We start from the raw sequence: 18,220 nt of genomic DNA, 5'->3' as shown, positions 1-18,220 counted from the left end.
GGATTGGTTTGTTGGTCAAGTTAATTATTTTCTTTCTAACGCTGCCGCTTATTGGCGATTAACCGTTGTTGCCCACAGTATTTTTTTATTTAGTTAATGATTGTTCAAAATTTTCAATCAAAATTTTACCATTGTATTCACTTGAATAATTTATTGATATGCTGAATAAATGATTTTTGACATAAGTATTATAAATTAGCTGAGTCAATAAAAGTTCATCCGTCTTTTCATTGTAAATTCTTTCTTTTATAATATAGAAATCATATTCTCCAATTTTCTTATTATCCAATTGTTGGTCAGATTTAATGCCTTTAATATCAGAATATGTGTCCTTTATTAAATTTGCAATGAATTCTTGATGCTCAGATAAGGTCATTTTCTTGGTTCCTTCCAATGGTTCAAATGAAGAAGAAAAGTAGTTGCTTTCGTCAATTCCAAACCCAACTAAATATGGTCGATTTTTACGTGCTTTTACTCCGTTAGGAAGATTTTCTTTTGCTGCATTATAGCCAATTTCTTCTAAATCTTGCTCAACTTTTAATAACCTTATTTCATAACCATCAGGTATTTTTATCTGCCAATCAAAAAGGTTGCATTTATAAATTCCATTTTCAATTTCCCCATTTTCTTCTATTACTTGAGAATTTGCATCAAAAGAAGTTATAAATATTGTTAAGAATAATAGAAATATCTTTTTTTTCATATTGTGGGCAACGGTCCCGGTTATCGCCAGTTGGCGGAGTAAGGGACGCGGATTTGTCGGCTTAGAACTGGTTCGTTGGTCAATTTAATTATTTTCTTACGAACGGTACCGCTTATTGGCGATTAACCGTTGTTACCTGCTGTGGCGACACCTCTTAATTTGTTGTTTATACTTTATATTATTTATTAGCGCTTTGATGTATTCTTCAACTTACTTTTTCTGTAATAAAAAAAGACTAGGTGGAATATAAGCATCGCAACCATAAGTTCGTATCCACTTTTCATTTCATAATCCCCATCCCAAAAAACAAGTTCTTGAAATGAGTCGAAAAATAGAATGATAATGCCAAACCCGAGAGCTCCTTTTAGTTCTTGTAATTTCAATTTCTCAATATTCTTAGTTACATTTTTTTCTTTAGAAAAGACGAGAACTATTAAAGCGATCAAGATTATATTTTTCAGGATCCAAACTAACCTGGTCTGATCGATTAATAATAAATCAACATATGAGTTTTTAAAAATTAATGCTATAAGCGTAATTATTCCGATACCTAAGGCAAACTTTTTAGAGTAATGAGGTAGTAAATTTTCGTTCATTTCTTAAAACTATATATTAATAAATTATTATTTGAAGGAAGATTTTTTTGTTTTGTATTTTTCGCCTGGATTGAGTTATCTATGATATATTTCACATTTTCTTTCTGAAGCCATTGCAGGTAACGGTTACGGTTATCGCAAGTTGCGGGAGTAGGGATGCGGACTTGTCGGATTAACCATTTTCTTTCCTGGTTTCTAAAATTACACTTTTTCGACTAAACCCGTTATTTGCGATGAACCGATGTTACCTGCAGTTTTTAACGCGAACATCTTGCATCCAAATACATACTTAAACTTCCAGTTTGTGATTTCCATTCATCCATTGCTTTTTGTCTGGAGTAGGTCTTGTGCAATGGAGATTTACTTGCAGGTATTGCGAAAAATTTACTTTTAGTTTTTGATTTCTTACTTTCTATCCATTGAAGAGTTACAAGAAATTCATCTAATTCTTTTTTTAGGTATATGTTGTATGGATCTAAATCAATTGATTTCCATCCAGTTTCTTCATTTGTAATTTCGATTATTATATTATCTGATATCATTAATTTTTGAGGTTTTCCGTCTTTCAAACTATAAATGTTAAGCCTTAGTTTTAGTTTTTCAAATTCGTTAGTGGATATGGCGAAATTGAATTTTTCTAGACGGCAATTGTTTTTCAGTTTAAAGTTCATTCCGATTTCTTTGCTTAATCTATCATCAACTTCTTTTTCTTTAGCTGTATAATAATTAAAGTGCATAAATCCCAGACCCTTACCTGTTCTTCCTAGTTTTCTGTTTTTGAATTTTTTAGTTTCCAGGACGACTTCTGCTAATTGGTTTTCTTCCGTTTCCATCCGAATTGATTTTCCTTGTTGCCTTATCAGATCTGCTACCGATTTCCTTAATGTTTTGAAACCTATATACGAAAATGCAACTGTATCCTTCTCTGATATATTTGAAGGTATTTTTAGCTTGAAACTACCATTCTCATTTGAAACTGTTCCAGTATTCTTATTTGGAATTCCAATATTTACGAAAGGAAGTGTTTCATTATTTTGATCCGTTACATTTCCTTGTAATATAATTTCTTGTGAAAAACCGTTGGAAACTAGAATTAAGAATAGTAGGCAAGTCAGATAAGTATTGTTCATTTATTCAGCTACTTTAATATATCTGGAATTCAGATTCGTCTCAATCCATTCATTTTCTGTAAAATCATAAACTTTAAAATCAAAAGAGATTTCAAATTCATCTTTATTTATTCTGCTGATTTCAAAATTTGTGATATCGTAATACTCAAATTCAGGGGTAGAATCAGATTCAATTTCAACATCATTATTTGTCAGTTTATAAATAAAATAAGTTATAATATTATCATATCTCATGTTCATTTTTGCGAAGTTGTCATTTCCTTGAAAAATTGAATCTATATGTTGAATTGGAAATCGAATGTCTAAAAATTGAGTGAAATTTGACTCATATCTTTTAGTAGGTCTTGCTACAGCAAAATTTTGACTCAATTCATTATCATATTTATAATCAATTTCATTACCGTTGAATGAAATATACTTTGATTTAATCTCTTGTAAATAATCGGTTGTTTTTAAACCATCATTATTTAAATCAATAGGGAGACTACTTGAAATCGATGTTATTTTATAGATTCCTTTAAAATCATTTATTTCAATTTCGTTATCATCACTATTGCAAGATATAGCAAAAGTTGATAAGATAATAAGGGTAAGTTTCGATAAGATTTTTTTCATAATTTAATTATTGTACTAGCCATTTTATAAAATTGCAGGTAACGGTCTCCTTTACTTCGCTTATTAATAAATATACCTTTGAGATGAAGAAGGAGGAGAACTAAAACGGTCTCGAGATTACAGATCCAATAGCCGTAAGAGTCCTCCATTCTTCATACGGGCAGCAAGAACCATTTGGAATACCAGGTCTTATTATGGACCCGTTAAAGGAGTTAGTTAATGCGCCCTTCAAATAATAATTTTTTAAAAATATGAAAAATTACCAAGAAGTAATCGGAATTGATGTTTCAAAAAACAAGTTAGATGCCTATGCTTACAATCGTAGTTCCCATCGGGAGTTCAGTAATGATGTGAAGGGTTATAAAGCCTTGTTGCAATGGGCTAACGGTAAGGAACAAAAAGTGTTTTTCTGTTTTGAGAATACCGGTCATTATTCCTTGAAGTTAGCGTTGTATTTATCTTCAAAGAAGCAGGTATATGTACAGGAAAATCCTGTAGTAATCAAACGTTCTTCCGGAGTGATCAGAGAGAAGAATGACGTGGTAGATGCCATGATGATCGCCAGGTATGGCTGGCTTCACCGTGAGGAACTTTCACCGAGTGAGCTGAAAGATAATGAACTATTAGAAGTAGGCAGGTTGCTGGCTTTGCGTGATCAGCTGGTTCGTAGTCGTACGGGATTGAAGAATACCCTTTCAGAGCTGAAAAAGTTGCTCAGCAGCAGTTCTACAGATACCTGTTGTAAAACGCTTGTAAGCTCTATTACTCACCTGACTTCTCAAATAAATAAAATAGAGAAGCAACTAAAATCACTGATAAAGACTTCTGAGGCATTATCGCAAAATTATAAGTTGATCACTTCTTTAAAAGGTGTTGGTTTAGTTGTAGGCGCCCAGTTGCTTTATCACACCAATAATTTTGAACGCTTTAATAGCTGGCGCCAATTCTCCAGTTATTGTGGGACGGCTCCCTTTGGTCATAGTTCGGGAAGCAGTATTCACAAAAAGCGAAAATGCCACCCGATGGGAGATCGGCAAATGAAGAGCCTGCTTAGCATGGCGGCCTGTACAGCCATTCAATATGACAGTGAATTACGGCAATATTATAAGAAAAAGCGGGAGGAAGGTAAGTTAAAGATGATTGCGCTAAACAATGTCCGCAATAAACTGTTATCCAGAGTGTTTGCAGTGGTGAAGAGAGGAACGCCTTATGTGGAATTACAAAGATTTGCAGCCTGAAAAAATTAGCACAAAAGGCTTGGATTTAACCTTGGAATACGGTTATCGCCAGTTGGCGGAGTAAGGGACGCGGATTTGTCGGCTTAGTATTGGTTTGTTGGTTAAGTTAAATATTTTCTTTCTAACGCTACCGCTAATTGGCGATTAACCGTTGTTAGCTGCTGGCCGATATAGTTCGAATATTCTATTTTCCTCATTGTCTTTATCGAATCGTTCTTTGTTCAATTGAAATTGATTTTTAATTAAAAGACTGATTGAACTTTTATTTTGGTTTTGAGTAAAGGCTTCTATCTTCTCAAGGTTTAATTTTCGAAATCCAAAATTCAGAACCGCAATCATAGATTCATTCATAATTCCTTTTCGCTGATATTTTGGATCCAAATCATATCCAATTTCTGCAACTTTTCTATCCTCTGAGAAATTCCACAAACAGATCGAGCCTATCATTTTCGTTTCATTTTTCAGAGTAATGCACCAATAAATTAACTCATTGTTGGATATCTTCAAATTTGTGTTTAGAATAAATTCGAGCGCTTTTTTCTGAGTGTCAGCCTTTTTTCTCTTGATAAATTGATTTACAATTTCATCAGAGCGCAAATACGAGACAGTTTCCCAATCGGATTCTTTGAGTTTTTTCAGAACTAATCTTTCCGTTTTTATAATGGGAAATGTGTTCATTTTTAGTTAATTACTTTGAAATAGGCTTGCAGCTAACTGTTTCGGTTATCGCCAGTTGGCGGAGTAAGGGACGCGGATTTGTCGGCTTAGTATTGATTTGTTGGTCAAGTTAATTATATTCTTTCTAATGCTGCCGCTTATTGGCGATGAACCGTTGTTAGCCACCGTGTTAATTGTGTTCTATTATCCAATCTGAAATAATATTTAAAACTTTGGGAGAAATAGTTTGTTCTATTTCGGAATATTCGTTGGGCAAACCTGTTTTACTTTCTTGGAAAAGATGATTCAAATTATCTAATTTGATAATATCTATATTTTTATTACCAATATCCTGAAATACTTTAGAATTTTTTAAAGCTGGAACCTGTAAATCATTTTCTCCAAATAACGCCAATACAGGAATATCTATTTTCTTTAAAGGTAATGAAGGATCATATTTGATAAAATATTTCATCCACGGAGATGTTAAATTTACAATCAAATTATTCAGTTGACTTTCTCCCATTGAATTATTGAATCTTTCATTAAAGTATTCTTTGAGATCATTTTTAAGTTGCTCATCATTTCCTTTAAAATTTGAAATGATGTTATAAGCACCTTTGAATATTTCTTGACTTTGATTTACAGCATCTTCATTGATTCCACTTTTTTCTTCAATTAATTTTTTTTGTAATAATAAAAGTTGTTTTCCACTCAAACCAGGCCCAGCTAAAAGAACTATAAAACTAACATCTTTGGTTTTTGACGCAATCATAGGAGCTATTGAACCACCTTCACTATGTCCAATTAGACCAATTTTATTTTTATTGATTTCTTTTCTGGAATGTAAATATTTGATTGCAGCTTTTGTGTCTCTAGATAAGTCCTTAGAAGTTGCTTCTGAATATTCTCCTTCTGATTCTCCAACGCCTCTGTCATCGTATCTCAATACTCCAATTCCATTTCTTGTTAAATAGTCTGATAATATTAAAAATGGCTTATGATCCATTATTTCCTCATTTCTGTTCTGAGGACCACTACCACTTATTAAAATTACAGTTGGAAAATCTTTTTTGTTCTTTGGTATAGTTAGAGTTCCTGCTAATTTAATTTTATCTATCTCATTATAAAATGAAATATCTTCAGAATTATAGGGATATGGTTTTTGAGGTTCTTGGGGTCTAATAATTTTTTTAATGGGTTTTTCTCTCGTTAAATTTAGCGTTAGCGACATTCCTCCTTGTTTGAAGGTGCCGTTTATTATTTCGTCATTTTTATCATAAACACCATCGTATTTTACACCTAAAGCTGAAATCTTCATTTCTAAAATTGAATCTTCATATTTCGTTTCATCAACTTTTATATCAAATCCACCTTGTTTAGGACTATCCATTGTAGATAGATAAGTAGAGTCATTTTTTTGTAAATGAAATACAAGTGGCAATTCCGTTCCCTGTATGTTTAAATTCCCATACCAATCACCAGTGATATCTTGTGCTTGAATGAAATTAATAGTTAGTAATAGGCTGAATAAAATATAAAAGTTCTTCATTTTCTTAATAGTAATATGGTGGCTAACGGTTACGGTTATCGCAAGTTGCGGGAGTAGGGATGCGGACTTGTCGGATTAACTATTTTCATTCCTGGTTTCTAAAATTACACTTTTTCGGCAATATCCGTTATTTGCGATGAACCGATGTTGGCAGCTGGCTTTTTGCGGGCTCACTTTTATTTAGTTAGATAAAGGGTTGGTCCTTTTAAGCCTATTTGTTTAAAGCCTTGTTCATTCATTTTATAATGCAATTCTGACATTTCGTTAAGATATTCTTCTAATGGTTTTAAGCCAATTTTTTCTCTTCTTTCATTTACACTGGAACTATCTTTTAATTCTTTTGGGTAAGCTTGGCAAATTTTCCAATTATAGTCAACTTGTGTTCCGTACAATTGTTTTTTTCCACTATTTAATCTAACTCTATCTACCAATAATCCATAACTGTTAGCGTCTGCATTTCCTTTTTCAACTTCTACCTTCATCTCGTCTAGGACTTTTTGTTGAAACTCAAGATCATTATCAGCGTGTTGAACCACCAACCAAAAACTTTGGGATCCTCTTTCTCCTGCTAAATCATATCCAACGTATCCATATTTATTAAATATTTCTTTTATTTTTTTCTGATTTTCTCTGTGAAGGCTATCTTGTTTAGATTTCCATTCTCTTTCAGATAATTTTTTATTTTCTCCTCGGGCTATATCAGAAGCAATTTGATCAATCTTTCTTATTTTCTCTAATTCATTTTCTAACTTTTTATTTACTTCAGTTTTTTCTACAACTATCTGTTCATTGGATTCTTTTTCTTTACAACTAAAAGTGAGTAAAGTCAGAATTAGAGTTATAAATATTCTTTTAATCTAAAATTTTGATTAAAGCTTGCTGCCAACGGTCTCGAATAATCGTCAGTTGTGGTTGAAGGTATTCGGATTAGTCGGCTTAGGATTTAAATTCTTGGTTACTAAAAATACTATTTTATTTGAAATGGCCACAATTGCGAATATTCGTTGTTAGCCACAGTTACATTTCTAGTTATTTCTAGGTTTACTATACTTTATTTCCCAAGTGTTTTTTTTCTTTTTAAAATACCAGCTTCCAGTCATCCCGACAATTCCAGTAGATAGACCGATTAAGAGATAAAAAATTCCATAGCTGTTTTTGAGATTGAGAATAAGGGGCAAGCGCGTAAAAATTTCTGCTGCAAAAGCACAATATAGTCCAATAACCGACCAATACATCCAGGATAAATGTGATACAATTGGTTGTTTAAAACCCTTTTTGTATAATGGAATCATTCCCAGAATGAGTGTAACTGTGCTAATAATTGCGAAAAAATGTAGCACTCCGAATGCATTGTGCACACGATATATTGAGAACGCTGATGCGCAAACTATAAGCATCGAAACACCATAAATTCTTCCTGTTCTTACATGAAATTCAGTTCCCTTTCGGTTGATCAAAATTAAACTTCCAGTTATTAATGCGATGATGGCGAAAATAGTATGTATCCATCCAATTGAATCGTGTGGCATCTTAGACAGGTTTTTATCAAAGATGAATATAAATTCAGATTGATTAATTTTTCTTCTACTGTACTGTAGAATTTAATAGATGAATTGTAAAAGTAATTGAGAATTAAAATTTACAATATGATATAAGCTTCCATAATGAAGCATTTCACAGATCAAAAGAGGAAATTGGATCAACGAATCGCAATATTGTAATTGTGGCTAACGGTCTCCTTTACTTCGCTTATTAATAAATATACCTTTGAGATGAAGAAGGAGGAGAACTAAAACGGTCTCGAGATTACAGATCCAATAGCCGTAAGAGTCCTCCATTCTTCATACGGGCAGCAAGAACCATTTGGAATACCAGGTCTTATTATGGACCCGTTAAAGGAGTTAGTTAATGCGCCCTTCAAATAATAATTTTTTAAAAATATGAAAAATTACCAAGAAGTAATCGGAATTGATGTTTCAAAAAACAAGTTAGATGCCTATGCTTACAATCGTAGTTCCCATCGGGAGTTCAGTAATGATGTGAAGGGTTATAAAGCCTTGTTGCAATGGGCTAACGGTAAGGAACAAAAAGTGTTTTTCTGTTTTGAGAATACCGGTCATTATTCCTTGAAGTTAGCGTTGTATTTATCTTCAAAGAAGCAGGTATATGTACAGGAAAATCCTGTAGTAATCAAACGTTCTTCCGGAGTGATCAGAGAGAAGAATGACGTGGTAGATGCCATGATGATCGCCAGGTATGGCTGGCTTCACCGTGAGGAACTTTCACCGAGTGAGCTGAAAGATAATGAACTATTAGAAGTAAGCAGGTTGCTGGCTTTGCGTGATCAGCTGGTTCGTAGTCGTACGGGATTGAAGAATACCCTTTCAGAGCTGAAAAAGTTGCTCAGCAGCAGTTCTACAGATACCTGTTGTAAAACGCTTGTAAGCTCTATTACTCACCTGACTTCTCAAATAAATAAAATAGAGAAGCAACTAAAATCACTGATAAAGACTTCTGAGGCATTATCGCAAAATTATAAGTTGATCACTTCTTTAAAAGGTGTTGGTTTAGTTGTAGGCGCCCAGTTGCTTTATCACACCAATAATTTTGAACGCTTTAATAGCTGGCGCCAATTCTCCAGTTATTGTGGGACGGCTCCCTTTGGTCATAGTTCGGGAAGCAGTATTCACAAAAAGCGAAAATGCCACCCGATGGGAGATCGGCAAATGAAGAGCCTGCTTAGCATGGCGGCCTGTACAGCCATTCAATATGACAGTGAATTACGGCAATATTATAAGAAAAAGCGGGAGGAAGGTAAGTTAAAGATGATTGCGCTAAACAATGTCCGCAATAAACTGTTATCCAGAGTGTTTGCAGTGGTGAAGAGAGGAACGCCTTATGTGGAATTACAAAGATTTGCAGCCTGAAAAAATTAGCACAAAAGGCTTGGATTTAACCTTGGAATACGGTTATCGCCAGTTGGCGGAGTAAGGGACGCGGAATTGTCGGCTTAGTGTTGGTTTGTTGGTAAAGTTAATTATTTTCTTACCAACGGTGCCGCTTATTGGCGATTAACCGTTGTTGTTGCAAGTATGTTATTACGAAATAGTTGTTGTTTGAATTTTGTCAATTACCCAATCACCTTCATTATTTTTTCTAATAAAAACTCTACATCCAATGCCATTTAAAATTCCCATCGAATAACCAATTGACATTACACCAAACTTCTTATTTATATCAAATTGTATTCTACTAATCGATACAACAGAGTTTAGATAAAATTTATAATCTGTTCTCCAAATTTCTCTTCCTTCAGGTAAGTCCGATCTATAGATGAACCTTATTTTATTGTCAGCATTTAATTTGTCAAGATCAATCTTATATTTTTCATTGGTATTTATAGTATCAATATCTGAATTATTAAGATTGTAAAATTTTAGTAGTTGGCTCTTTTCGCCTCCCTCTAGTAAAAAAGTTGAATCGCTAATTGCAGTCACCAATTTTACAGAATCTTTATAATATTCAAGTTTTAATCTATCAAATTCCTTCCAACTTTTTTGTGATTCAATTGTATCATACTCTAATCTATTACCAAGAGAATCAGTTTTATACGCCGGTGCAGGAATAGGTATTCTATTATCTCTATGCAGAGAATCCATTAATTGCGGAAAAACTTCATATGCCACTTGCTTTTCGAACTTTAGATGATCGAATTTTTCATTGCAACTGGAAAGCAATGTTAGGACGGTTATGAAAACTAAAAATTTCTTTAACATATTTGCTACAACGGTTTCGAATAATCGTCAGTTGTGGTTGTACGTATTCAGATTTGTCGGCTTAGGTTTTTGTTAGTTGGATTCTAAAAATACTATTTTATTTCAAAAGGCCACAATTGCGAATATTCGTTGTTATACACTGGTGCGACAGAGCCGAGTGAGAACCTGAGATAGGCCACTGTCGGGAATACTCTGACTTTTATAAAAAATATTGCTCGTTTTGTTACAATTATTGCGTCTGAGTAAGCGTCCGTTTCTTGGTACTAAGCTTCTTTTTGATGAAATTCTTAGTAGCTAATTTGTTTTTGAGTAGCTACCAAAAGCTTCTTTACTTATTAAATTTTTCCTGAACGATCTTTTAGAATTTTCGATAGAACCAGGATTTTCTAAGTTTACGATTTACAAAAGATTCTTAGTTGAGAATTATCAATTGAAGCTTTCAAAATCCGAATTTTTCAGATTGGATTCTTATTGTCTTTAGTAGCTAAAATCGTTGCGGAGCACTTGTGTATAACTGTTTCGGTTATCGCCAGTTGGCGGAGTAAGGGACGCGGATTTGTCGGCTTAGTATTGATTTGTTGGTCAAGTTAATTATTTTCTTTATAACGCTGCCGCTTATTGGCGATTAACCGTTGTTGTGCGTAGTCCCTTTTTCCTATACTTTTGGTATCTTAAATAGTGTTTTCTTTTTTTCAAGTAGTAATATATGGAACTTGACTTTTGTAATGATGAAGAATTCGATAAAAGGTTTTTGTCAGCTTCGAAAGAATTATTATCCGCTATTAAGCAGGACAATTCTACTAAGTCTTTGGAAAAAATCAAATTTCATAAACTTGATAAATTAGCTGAAGATCTTAGCATCTATTCCCCCGTTGACGATATACGTAAAGAAAAAAAATTACTAATTGAATATTTAAATACATTAAACTCAAATTCAATATCATCTTATTCATTTAGAGAGCTACTTGAAATGGAAAGAGATTATATTTTACCTAGTATTGATGGCAAATTGAGAGAAACCGGCTATACAACAAATTATGTTTGGTTTTTCGCTTCTTTAATGATTCTACCTCTAGACATTTTGTTAGCTTATTTCTTTGGTGAATATTATTTCTATATACCATTTTTCACTTTATACATTGCTATATCGTCTTTATCCGACAGAAGAAAAGCCAAACGTGAACGAAAATTATGGTAGATATTTTAGTGTTTTGATCCTCTTCTGAGTTTTATTTTAAATCGATATCAGTAATGTTATCAGATTATTTTCTAAGGGATTGCGCACAACGGTCTCGGTTATCGCCAGTTGGCGGAGTGAGGGACGCGGATTTGTCGGCTTAGTGTTGGTTTGTTGGTCAAGTTAAATATTTTCTTACTAACGGTGCCGCTTATTGGCGATTAACCGTTGTTGCCCACCGTTATGATGTTACTAATCTTGTCGCCTTTGATTGTTGAATAATCCCTCTTAATTTCTCCGTTCGCATTTATTTCTTCAAAATAACATTTTACACCAGTTGCGACATTCATGTTTTTTACGTTTTGAATATGAAAATGTAAATGTGGTTCAGAGGAATTACCCGAGTTACCACAAAGCCCTAAAACTTCTCCTTTTTTTACTTTTTGTCCCTGTTCAACTTTGATCGTATTTTGTTTAAAATGTGCAAAAAACAAATATTCATTATTCACGGTTTTTAAAATTACCGTATTTCCAGGTACATAAATTGGATTTAATTCTCCTGGCAGATTATCTTCAATCCCATCTACTTTTAAAACAACTTCTCCGTCACAAGGTGAAATTAACTTTTTTCCAAATGCGTAATAATCTTCGTTTGTCCTTCCGTCTGTTTTATATGATTTTCCATTTTCATCAGTCACTACGAAATCAAAAGCATTTTTCTGAGCTTTATTTTCAACGTGGTAATTTAATTCTGCAGTATCTCCGCCCCAAGTTACGGTCCATTCATCTTGAAATGGCAAAATTAGTTTAGTTAAATTTCGATCAATTATAGGAAAATTATCTTCTTTAAATGGTTCAATATAAAATCCATTTATTTTTGATTTATTATCAGTTGATATGTTCAGAGCGAAAACTCCATTTTCAAAAACTGTTTTGTAGGATGCAAAAGTTCCTTTTACATATTTTCTAAATTCTCGAAATTTTATTTCTCCTGCCTGATTCTTAAAATCAGATAGAAATTTGATTGCTTGATCGTTTGGTAAAGCTTTCTGCATCTCATTTGAAAAGGAATTAAAGATTTTCTCAAAATCATTTGAATTGAAGTTATTTTCAAACTTTTCTGATACAATTTTATCAATCGGTTTTTCTGTTTGTGCAGAAATCAGATTTACAGCTAAGAATAAAGTCGTTACTAAAAATGCTTGTTTCATAATTGTGGGCAACGGTTACGGTTATCGCAAGTTGCGGGATTAGGTACGCGGACTTGTCGGATTAACTCTTTTGTTTCTTGGTTTTTAAAACCACACTTTTTCGACAAGACCCGTTATTTGCGATTAACCGATGTTGGCTGTAGGTTTTTACTGGAAATAGGTGGTATAGATATAATTAGAGATAATATTTAGGATAATACTAAGCAATAATGTAATAAAATATTTACCCCATCTCATTCAATATTTTCTAATGCTTTTCGTTTTATTTTTTTCTGATTCTTTAGTTAGAAGTATGAAGCTAGGTCTATTAAAAACTTCAAATGAATCTAAAAATACGGCAGTAATTTTATAAATTATTAGTGTTACAATAAAGGAAGTAGCGATTTGAAAATAGTTGGATAGCAGATATGATATGTCACTGGAATTGAGGTTCGTTTGCCAGATAAAGGCAAAACATAGATTAATAATAAATAGTAAAGAGAATAATAAATATTCAATTCGTTCAGGATTGAACCTAAAGAAATTTAAAATTTTCGGATCTTTATTTACATAGGTCTTTAAATGTTTAATTATCAAATTTTCGATATCCGCACCCCAAGTCCTAGCTGTATGTTTGATTCTTATAAAAATCCGATTATGCCCTGGATAGTAACCCCCGAAATCTTCGTCGTAACTTATTGAATCTTGACTATTTCCTACAAGAGATATAGTAACTTCTTGCATTTCATAGTTTTTTTTATCACGAAATTTAATTAAATATTGCCAAGTTAAGTGAATGGACGTAGAGACAATTGGCAAAGTCTCATTATAATTTACAAGATGATCGAATCCAGATAAAGTAACTGACGAACTATCGTTGTAGCTTACTGTAGCTCTAAATTGAATTAATCTGGCATCATTTTGCTGAAGTATTCTATTATCCAATAATTGATGTAAAGAGATAATATCATCTTTTGTGAATTCAAAGCTACCATTAAAATTTTTAGTTATTGTTTGAGGTTTGCCTAGAAGGCTTACCAAGAAATCTTTAAATTGATTTTCATTAAATGGAAGTGCTACTTGCCCCATTTCCTCTTGATCTTTTTTTTCTATCATTTATTTCTGTATTTTCTTTAAACTTACAGCCAACGGTTACGGTTATCGCAAGTTGCGGGAGTAGGGATGCGGACTTGTCGGATTAACTATTTTCATTCCTGGTTTCTAAAATTACACTTTTTCGGCAATACCCGTTATTTGCGATGAACCGATGTTGTGCTTAGTTATCTAATCGCAAGCCTCTTTATAGAACTCTATAAAGTCGGATAGTTTTTCTAAACTAATTTCTTCATTTTTATATGCTCGAACTAATTCTGGACAATCAGAAAAATATTCCAAATACTTTCTAGTGAATTTTCTTCTTTTCTCTACAGGGATAAGTATTTGATCTTCCTTTGCTAAATATAAATATTCGGTTTTGGCTATTTTTAATGAAAATCCATTTTTAGTCCTCATATCGTTCATCCATTCTTCTGCAGATCTTAAATCATAATCTGAATAGAATAATTCTAGTTCCTTAGGAGAATTAATATAAATACTTAATTTATCTTTTTTAATCAGTTCGGCGAACATCTTATACCTATGCTTATAATTATTTAAGTATTGGAAAACTCTAGAATTAGTAGAATCAGGATAAGTTATAATTTTTTCAACCTCTTCGTAGTCAATTTTTCTCTCGTCAGCTTCCTCTGAGTCTCTGAATCTAATATCAAATACGGAGCTACTCATTCTAATCAGGCCTTTTTCTTCGCTTCCATCTTTAAAAAAAATTTTACTTTCAATTTTTGGTGAAATTCGTAATTGTAATCCTTGACTAAATGTTTTGGTGGAAAATAGGATAAATACTAAAAGGATGAGTTTTTTCAATTTTGAAGTTTTAAAGATTAGGAGGGCGAATTTATTCTTTAACGGTTTTAAATAAAAATTATATTAAAATTATTTAATTCCGTAGATAATTAAGCACAACGGTCCCGGTTATCGCCAGTTGGCGGAGTAAGGGACGCGGATTTGTCGGCTTAGAAATAGTTTTTTGATCAAGTTAATTATTTTCTTATTTACGCTACCGCTTATTGGTGATTAACCGTTGTTGTTGCAAGTTTTATTTCACGGACTTTTGATCTTTTTTATAAACTATGATTTTACCTTGATTTTTTGTCATCAATGAGAAAGTTCCATTTTCATCATAATTTATACCTTCTATGTAGGCACAGGATGAAATTCCATTTTCATCTATTATTTTTAAAAAGAAATCTTTATTGGAGAGCTTCTCTCCATCACAGTCTTTAGTAATTTCATATTTGTCGGATGACATTGATCCAGTTTCATCAGATCTTTCTAAAGTTCCATCTTTAAAAAAAGTTAATCTGTCTTCAGCGCTGTTTTCTAGATGCCAAGACCCGATAATCTGTTTTGCTAATTCATCTTTTGTCTGGTAATCTTGGGCGTAAGTAATGTTTGTGATAAGTAATAATAGAACAGTGATTTTAAGATATTTCATAAGTAAGTTAGAATTGAATTAATGGTTAAATTTTTTAGATAAGATTGATTGGAGTCCGTTTTATTATTAAACGATTTATTTTATTAATTATAAAACGAATCGCACTGATAAAATTTGCTACAACGGTCTCGTATATTCGTCAGTTGTGGTAGTGAAGATACGGATTTGTCCGATTAAGATTTTATTTCTTGAATTCTATAAACTTTCTTTTAGCTCAACGACCGCAATTGCGAATATGCGTTGTTGGCAACTGTATTTTCTTACTGTATCTTTTTAAATATTACTAAGATCTTGTCTGCCTATTATGGTCATTATCTCAACGAGATTATCTTCTATTCTATAATAAATTGAGTCTGATCCACACACGCATCTTCTATATCCAGGTTTTATAAAATCAACAGATTCGAAAGTAAAAGGCTGCTCAGCAATCAAATCAAAATATTCAAAAAATCTATTAAAGTATTTGTCGGCTTGAGTTAGTCCAAATCTTTTTACTCCAAATTGATGTATTCTAATCAAATCTTCTTTAGCAACATTACTTAATCTGTATTTACTCATTAAGCATAGATTTCGCTTGTGCTAAAATCTGTTCTTTACTATCTCTTGTAAATCCACTTTTCTCAGCTTTTTCAATCTTATTTTTGATATAATCAATTTGAATTTGTTGATTACGGGCTTGTCTTATTAGGTCATTTACCAATTCGCTTTTGCTAGAATATTCTTGATTATCAACTTGTGATTTTAACCATTCATCGTTTGGCTTTGTGAATGAAATACTTTGTCTTGACATAATTTTATTATTTGATGTAAAATTGCATCAAAATCGAATCAAATACAAATTTTTCTTGAAAATATTGTTGCCAACGGTTACGGTTATCGCCAGTTGGCGGAGTAGGGGACGTGGATTTGTCGGCTTAGTATTGGTTTGTTGGTCAAGTTAATTATTTTCTTACTAACGGTGCCGCTTATTGGCGATTAACCGTTGTTGTAAAGCGTTTTGTTATTTAATTGGTATTGGTGGTTCTTCAATATAAATATACCCGTATTCCTGTAATTTTATTTTAAGTGGTATCGAATCTCCGTTTGTATTTCTTATTCCGTTGAAAGCATTGGAAATCTTTAAAAGTTGCTCCTTAATATCTATAGATTTAAATAAGGAATCTTGGTGATAAAATATAATTGCCTTTTCAATACTCGTTGAGTATTTTGGATTCTTTCCTTTATTCAAAATATGATTATTCAATACTTTCTCAATGCTATCAAATGGTTTTGACATCTTATCGTTAATAATAATTGAGTCTCCTTGTATAAATATGATGTTTCGTTCTTTGTAATCGGCAATATTAAAAGCGATTGAACAATCTTTATCTATTAAAAATTTAAATATGGCGTCTTTATTCTCGAAATAAATTAAAGGTGATTTTGTATCACAGACAATTTCATCTGCTATGTTCAATAATTCTTCAAAATTATCTAAGCTGTCGAGCTCTACTTTTTTTAGTAATGTATCGTTTTGAAAATTTGCAACAGTTGGATAATAAAAAGTTTCTGTTGTAGAAGTATGATCTTGTTTAACTGTTTTATCACAATTAAATAGAGTCAGAGATAATAATAGTATGTAGTAAACTTTCTTCAAAATGCTTTACAACGGTCTCGGTTATCGCCAGTTGGCGGAGTAGGTGACGCGGCTTTGTCGGCTTAGTATTGGTTTGTTGGTCAAGTTAATTATTTTCTTACTAACGCTACCGTCTATTGGCGATTAACCGTTGTTGTGCGACGTTTTGTTTCGATATCTACTTTAAATCCTCCATAATTTCATTGGCTAATTCTCCCACCCAGCTTCCTCCACTTGAGGTTAGTAATACTACACCAATATTCTTTTTTGGGTTAAAGAAATATTCACAAGCAAATCCGTCAGCATCGCCTCCGTGTCCATATTTAATATTATCGCCTTTTGTTTCTTCGATAAGACCAAAACCATAGTGTAAGCCTTCATCCATTTTTGATGTTTGATTTGTCAAAAAGAGAGGGTTTTGTATTTCATTTTCTCGATATGCGTTTATTTGTTCATATAGTATTTTGGTTAGGTCATTTGCATTAGAATAAATGGCGCTTGCAGGTGTAGCCATTCCCATCAGGGATGCTTGAGTTTCTATAACTCTCTCAGTTTTTTTATAAGGTGTAACAAACATTTTTTGTTGTTGAGTGTCCAAATTTATTACGGTATTTTTTAGATCATATTTTTTGGTTACATATTTTTTTAAAAGTTCCTCGAATTTAAGACCGCTTACGTTCTCACAAATAAGACCGACTACTGCATATCCAGAATTTGAATATTGAAATGTTTTTCCGGGTTCAGTTTCGAGTTCAATGTTGTTAATGTCATCTATTAACTTCGTTCTGGGATAACCATTTCTCCACGCCTCTCCTTCAACTCTATCTCTGTAGATAGAAAAGCCATCTCTTGATAAACCAGCAGTATGGTTTAAAAGATTTTTTAATTTAATCTTTTTCAAACGCGTTTTATTTTTTCCCTGTATTCCATCCGGTAAGTATGTAGTAATAGGTTCATTTAGGTTTAGCTTTCCTTCCTTTAATAAGTTTCTAACTATAATGCCTGTAAACATTTTGCTTTGAGATGCAATTTGAAATATCGAATACTCATTTACTTTAGTACTATCAGCTCTTGAAATATTACCGAAGCCTTTCAATAAATCTATTTTTCCCTTTTTGATTACACCAATTGATAAACTTGGAACGTTATTCTCTTTTAATGCTTTAATGATTTTTCCATCAATGGTCTCTGGCTCTTTGGTAATTAAGTTGCAACTGAAAAGAATTAATAATGGGAAGATGCTTAGTAAAATATTTTTCATTTTTCATTTTTTCGGTTCTCTTCAATGACGATTTAACTTGCATTTTGTTACAAAACACGATTTTTTTCAAAATGACGCACAACGGTCTCCTTTACTTCGCTTATTAATAAATATACCTTTGAGATGAAGAAGGAGGAGAACTAAAACGGTCTCGAG

The 18,220-nt window shown here is 32.5% G+C and carries 20 protein-coding genes; 3 read left to right on the top strand and 17 right to left on the bottom strand.

Features of this window, described 5'->3' with window-relative positions:
• Nucleotides 1-85: 85 nt before the first annotated feature.
• The 4 genes from JM79_RS10920 to JM79_RS10905 form a co-directional block, all read right to left on the bottom strand.
• Complete coding sequence (locus tag JM79_RS10920) at nt 86-703, bottom strand: hypothetical protein (protein WP_141878174.1); 618 nt, start codon at nt 701-703, stop codon at nt 86-88.
• A 185-nt stretch (nt 704-888) separates the two neighbouring features.
• A complete protein-coding gene (locus JM79_RS10915; protein ID WP_141878173.1) occupies nt 889-1,299 on the bottom strand; it encodes a hypothetical protein in 411 nt (136 codons plus the stop codon).
• Nucleotides 1,300-1,556: 257 nt separating this feature from the next.
• Complete coding sequence (locus JM79_RS10910) at nt 1,557-2,429, bottom strand: carboxypeptidase-like regulatory domain-containing protein (RefSeq protein WP_141878172.1); 873 nt, start codon at nt 2,427-2,429, stop codon at nt 1,557-1,559.
• A complete protein-coding gene (locus JM79_RS10905; RefSeq protein WP_141878171.1) occupies nt 2,430-3,044 on the bottom strand; it encodes a hypothetical protein in 615 nt (204 codons plus the stop codon). It abuts the gene before it with no gap.
• Between the two features lie 251 nt (nt 3,045-3,295).
• On the opposite strand from JM79_RS10905, the gene JM79_RS10900 reads away from it, so the two are divergent.
• Complete coding sequence (locus tag JM79_RS10900; protein ID WP_141878058.1) at nt 3,296-4,282, top strand: IS110 family transposase; 987 nt, start codon at nt 3,296-3,298, stop codon at nt 4,280-4,282.
• Nucleotides 4,283-4,426: 144 nt separating this feature from the next.
• Here the strand turns inward: JM79_RS10900 and JM79_RS10895 are convergent, their stop codons facing one another.
• From JM79_RS10895 to JM79_RS10880, 4 genes are all read right to left on the bottom strand, one after another.
• The gene (locus JM79_RS10895) at nt 4,427-4,960 is read right to left on the bottom strand and encodes a GNAT family N-acetyltransferase (protein ID WP_141878170.1); all 534 of its coding nucleotides are present in this window, start codon (nt 4,958-4,960) and stop codon (nt 4,427-4,429) included.
• A 169-nt stretch (nt 4,961-5,129) separates the two neighbouring features.
• On the bottom strand, nt 5,130-6,491 hold the full coding sequence (locus JM79_RS10890) for an alpha/beta hydrolase (protein ID WP_141878169.1): 1,362 nt from the start codon (nt 6,489-6,491) through the stop codon (nt 5,130-5,132).
• Nucleotides 6,492-6,667: 176 nt separating this feature from the next.
• The gene (locus JM79_RS16315; protein ID WP_347707219.1) at nt 6,668-7,189 is read right to left on the bottom strand and encodes a DUF6624 domain-containing protein; all 522 of its coding nucleotides are present in this window, start codon (nt 7,187-7,189) and stop codon (nt 6,668-6,670) included.
• 327 nt (nt 7,190-7,516) lie between these two features.
• On the bottom strand, nt 7,517-8,020 hold the full coding sequence (locus JM79_RS10880; RefSeq protein WP_141878168.1) for a DUF2306 domain-containing protein: 504 nt from the start codon (nt 8,018-8,020) through the stop codon (nt 7,517-7,519).
• A 411-nt stretch (nt 8,021-8,431) separates the two neighbouring features.
• Here JM79_RS10880 and JM79_RS10875 point away from each other — a divergent pair, with 411 nt between their 5' ends.
• Complete coding sequence (locus JM79_RS10875; protein WP_141878167.1) at nt 8,432-9,418, top strand: IS110 family transposase; 987 nt, start codon at nt 8,432-8,434, stop codon at nt 9,416-9,418.
• Nucleotides 9,419-9,589: 171 nt separating this feature from the next.
• Here the strand turns inward: JM79_RS10875 and JM79_RS10870 are convergent, their stop codons facing one another.
• On the bottom strand, nt 9,590-10,267 hold the full coding sequence (locus JM79_RS10870) for a hypothetical protein (protein WP_141878166.1): 678 nt from the start codon (nt 10,265-10,267) through the stop codon (nt 9,590-9,592).
• Between the two features lie 706 nt (nt 10,268-10,973).
• Between JM79_RS10870 and JM79_RS10865 the strand changes: the two genes are divergently transcribed.
• Nucleotides 10,974-11,465, top strand: a complete 492-nt coding sequence (locus JM79_RS10865; RefSeq protein WP_141878165.1) for a hypothetical protein — start codon at nt 10,974-10,976, stop codon at nt 11,463-11,465.
• Between the two features lie 200 nt (nt 11,466-11,665).
• Here the strand turns inward: JM79_RS10865 and JM79_RS10860 are convergent, their stop codons facing one another.
• From JM79_RS10860 to JM79_RS10825, 8 genes are all read right to left on the bottom strand, one after another.
• Complete coding sequence (locus tag JM79_RS10860; RefSeq protein WP_141878164.1) at nt 11,666-12,655, bottom strand: peptidoglycan DD-metalloendopeptidase family protein; 990 nt, start codon at nt 12,653-12,655, stop codon at nt 11,666-11,668.
• 237 nt (nt 12,656-12,892) lie between these two features.
• The gene (locus JM79_RS10855; protein WP_141878163.1) at nt 12,893-13,750 is read right to left on the bottom strand and encodes a hypothetical protein; all 858 of its coding nucleotides are present in this window, start codon (nt 13,748-13,750) and stop codon (nt 12,893-12,895) included.
• A gap of 168 nt (nt 13,751-13,918) precedes the next feature.
• Nucleotides 13,919-14,557 (bottom strand): hypothetical protein, encoded by a 639-nt coding sequence (locus tag JM79_RS10850; protein ID WP_141878162.1) that lies wholly within the window; start codon nt 14,555-14,557, stop codon nt 13,919-13,921.
• A gap of 232 nt (nt 14,558-14,789) precedes the next feature.
• Complete coding sequence (locus JM79_RS10845; RefSeq protein ID WP_141878161.1) at nt 14,790-15,188, bottom strand: hypothetical protein; 399 nt, start codon at nt 15,186-15,188, stop codon at nt 14,790-14,792.
• 273 nt (nt 15,189-15,461) lie between these two features.
• Entirely contained in the window at nt 15,462-15,746 is a 285-nt protein-coding gene (locus JM79_RS10840) for a type II toxin-antitoxin system RelE/ParE family toxin (RefSeq protein WP_141878160.1), read from the bottom strand.
• A complete protein-coding gene (locus JM79_RS10835) occupies nt 15,739-15,978 on the bottom strand; it encodes a type II toxin-antitoxin system ParD family antitoxin (protein ID WP_141878159.1) in 240 nt (79 codons plus the stop codon). The genes JM79_RS10840 and JM79_RS10835 overlap by 8 nt, the downstream gene beginning before the upstream one ends.
• A 210-nt stretch (nt 15,979-16,188) precedes the next feature.
• Nucleotides 16,189-16,824 (bottom strand): hypothetical protein, encoded by a 636-nt coding sequence (locus JM79_RS10830; protein WP_141878158.1) that lies wholly within the window; start codon nt 16,822-16,824, stop codon nt 16,189-16,191.
• Nucleotides 16,825-16,981: 157 nt separating this feature from the next.
• Complete coding sequence (locus JM79_RS10825; protein ID WP_141878157.1) at nt 16,982-18,064, bottom strand: serine hydrolase domain-containing protein; 1,083 nt, start codon at nt 18,062-18,064, stop codon at nt 16,982-16,984.
• Nucleotides 18,065-18,220: the final 156 nt, after the last annotated feature.

The organism is Gramella sp. Hel_I_59 (assembly GCF_006714895.1).
In the GTDB taxonomy this organism is placed as follows: Bacteria; Bacteroidota; Bacteroidia; order Flavobacteriales; family Flavobacteriaceae; genus Christiangramia.
The sequence above is the reverse complement of the archived record's forward strand: the minus strand, read 5'-3'. Positions and strand labels throughout refer to the sequence as shown.

Bases quoted from the DNA above. Each gene is read 5' to 3' on its own strand.
- JM79_RS10920 (WP_141878174.1), bottom strand. From the start codon at position 703: ATGAAAAAAAAGATATTTCTATTATTCTTAACAATATTTATAACTTCT.
- JM79_RS10915 (WP_141878173.1), bottom strand. From the start codon at position 1,299: ATGAACGAAAATTTACTACCTCATTACTCTAAAAAGTTTGCCTTAGGT.
- JM79_RS10910 (WP_141878172.1), bottom strand. From the start codon at position 2,429: ATGAACAATACTTATCTGACTTGCCTACTATTCTTAATTCTAGTTTCC.
- JM79_RS10905 (WP_141878171.1), bottom strand. From the start codon at position 3,044: ATGAAAAAAATCTTATCGAAACTTACCCTTATTATCTTATCAACTTTT.
- JM79_RS10900 (WP_141878058.1), top strand. From the start codon at position 3,296: ATGAAAAATTACCAAGAAGTAATCGGAATTGATGTTTCAAAAAACAAG.
- JM79_RS10895 (WP_141878170.1), bottom strand. From the start codon at position 4,960: ATGAACACATTTCCCATTATAAAAACGGAAAGATTAGTTCTGAAAAAA.
- JM79_RS10890 (WP_141878169.1), bottom strand. From the start codon at position 6,491: ATGAAGAACTTTTATATTTTATTCAGCCTATTACTAACTATTAATTTC.
- JM79_RS10880 (WP_141878168.1), bottom strand. From the start codon at position 8,020: ATGCCACACGATTCAATTGGATGGATACATACTATTTTCGCCATCATC.
- JM79_RS10875 (WP_141878167.1), top strand. From the start codon at position 8,432: ATGAAAAATTACCAAGAAGTAATCGGAATTGATGTTTCAAAAAACAAG.
- JM79_RS10870 (WP_141878166.1), bottom strand. From the start codon at position 10,267: ATGTTAAAGAAATTTTTAGTTTTCATAACCGTCCTAACATTGCTTTCC.
- JM79_RS10865 (WP_141878165.1), top strand. From the start codon at position 10,974: ATGGAACTTGACTTTTGTAATGATGAAGAATTCGATAAAAGGTTTTTG.
- JM79_RS10860 (WP_141878164.1), bottom strand. From the start codon at position 12,655: ATGAAACAAGCATTTTTAGTAACGACTTTATTCTTAGCTGTAAATCTG.
- JM79_RS10855 (WP_141878163.1), bottom strand. From the start codon at position 13,750: ATGATAGAAAAAAAAGATCAAGAGGAAATGGGGCAAGTAGCACTTCCA.
- JM79_RS10845 (WP_141878161.1), bottom strand. From the start codon at position 15,188: ATGAAATATCTTAAAATCACTGTTCTATTATTACTTATCACAAACATT.
- JM79_RS10840 (WP_141878160.1), bottom strand. From the start codon at position 15,746: ATGAGTAAATACAGATTAAGTAATGTTGCTAAAGAAGATTTGATTAGA.
- JM79_RS10835 (WP_141878159.1), bottom strand. From the start codon at position 15,978: ATGTCAAGACAAAGTATTTCATTCACAAAGCCAAACGATGAATGGTTA.
- JM79_RS10825 (WP_141878157.1), bottom strand. From the start codon at position 18,064: ATGAAAAATATTTTACTAAGCATCTTCCCATTATTAATTCTTTTCAGT.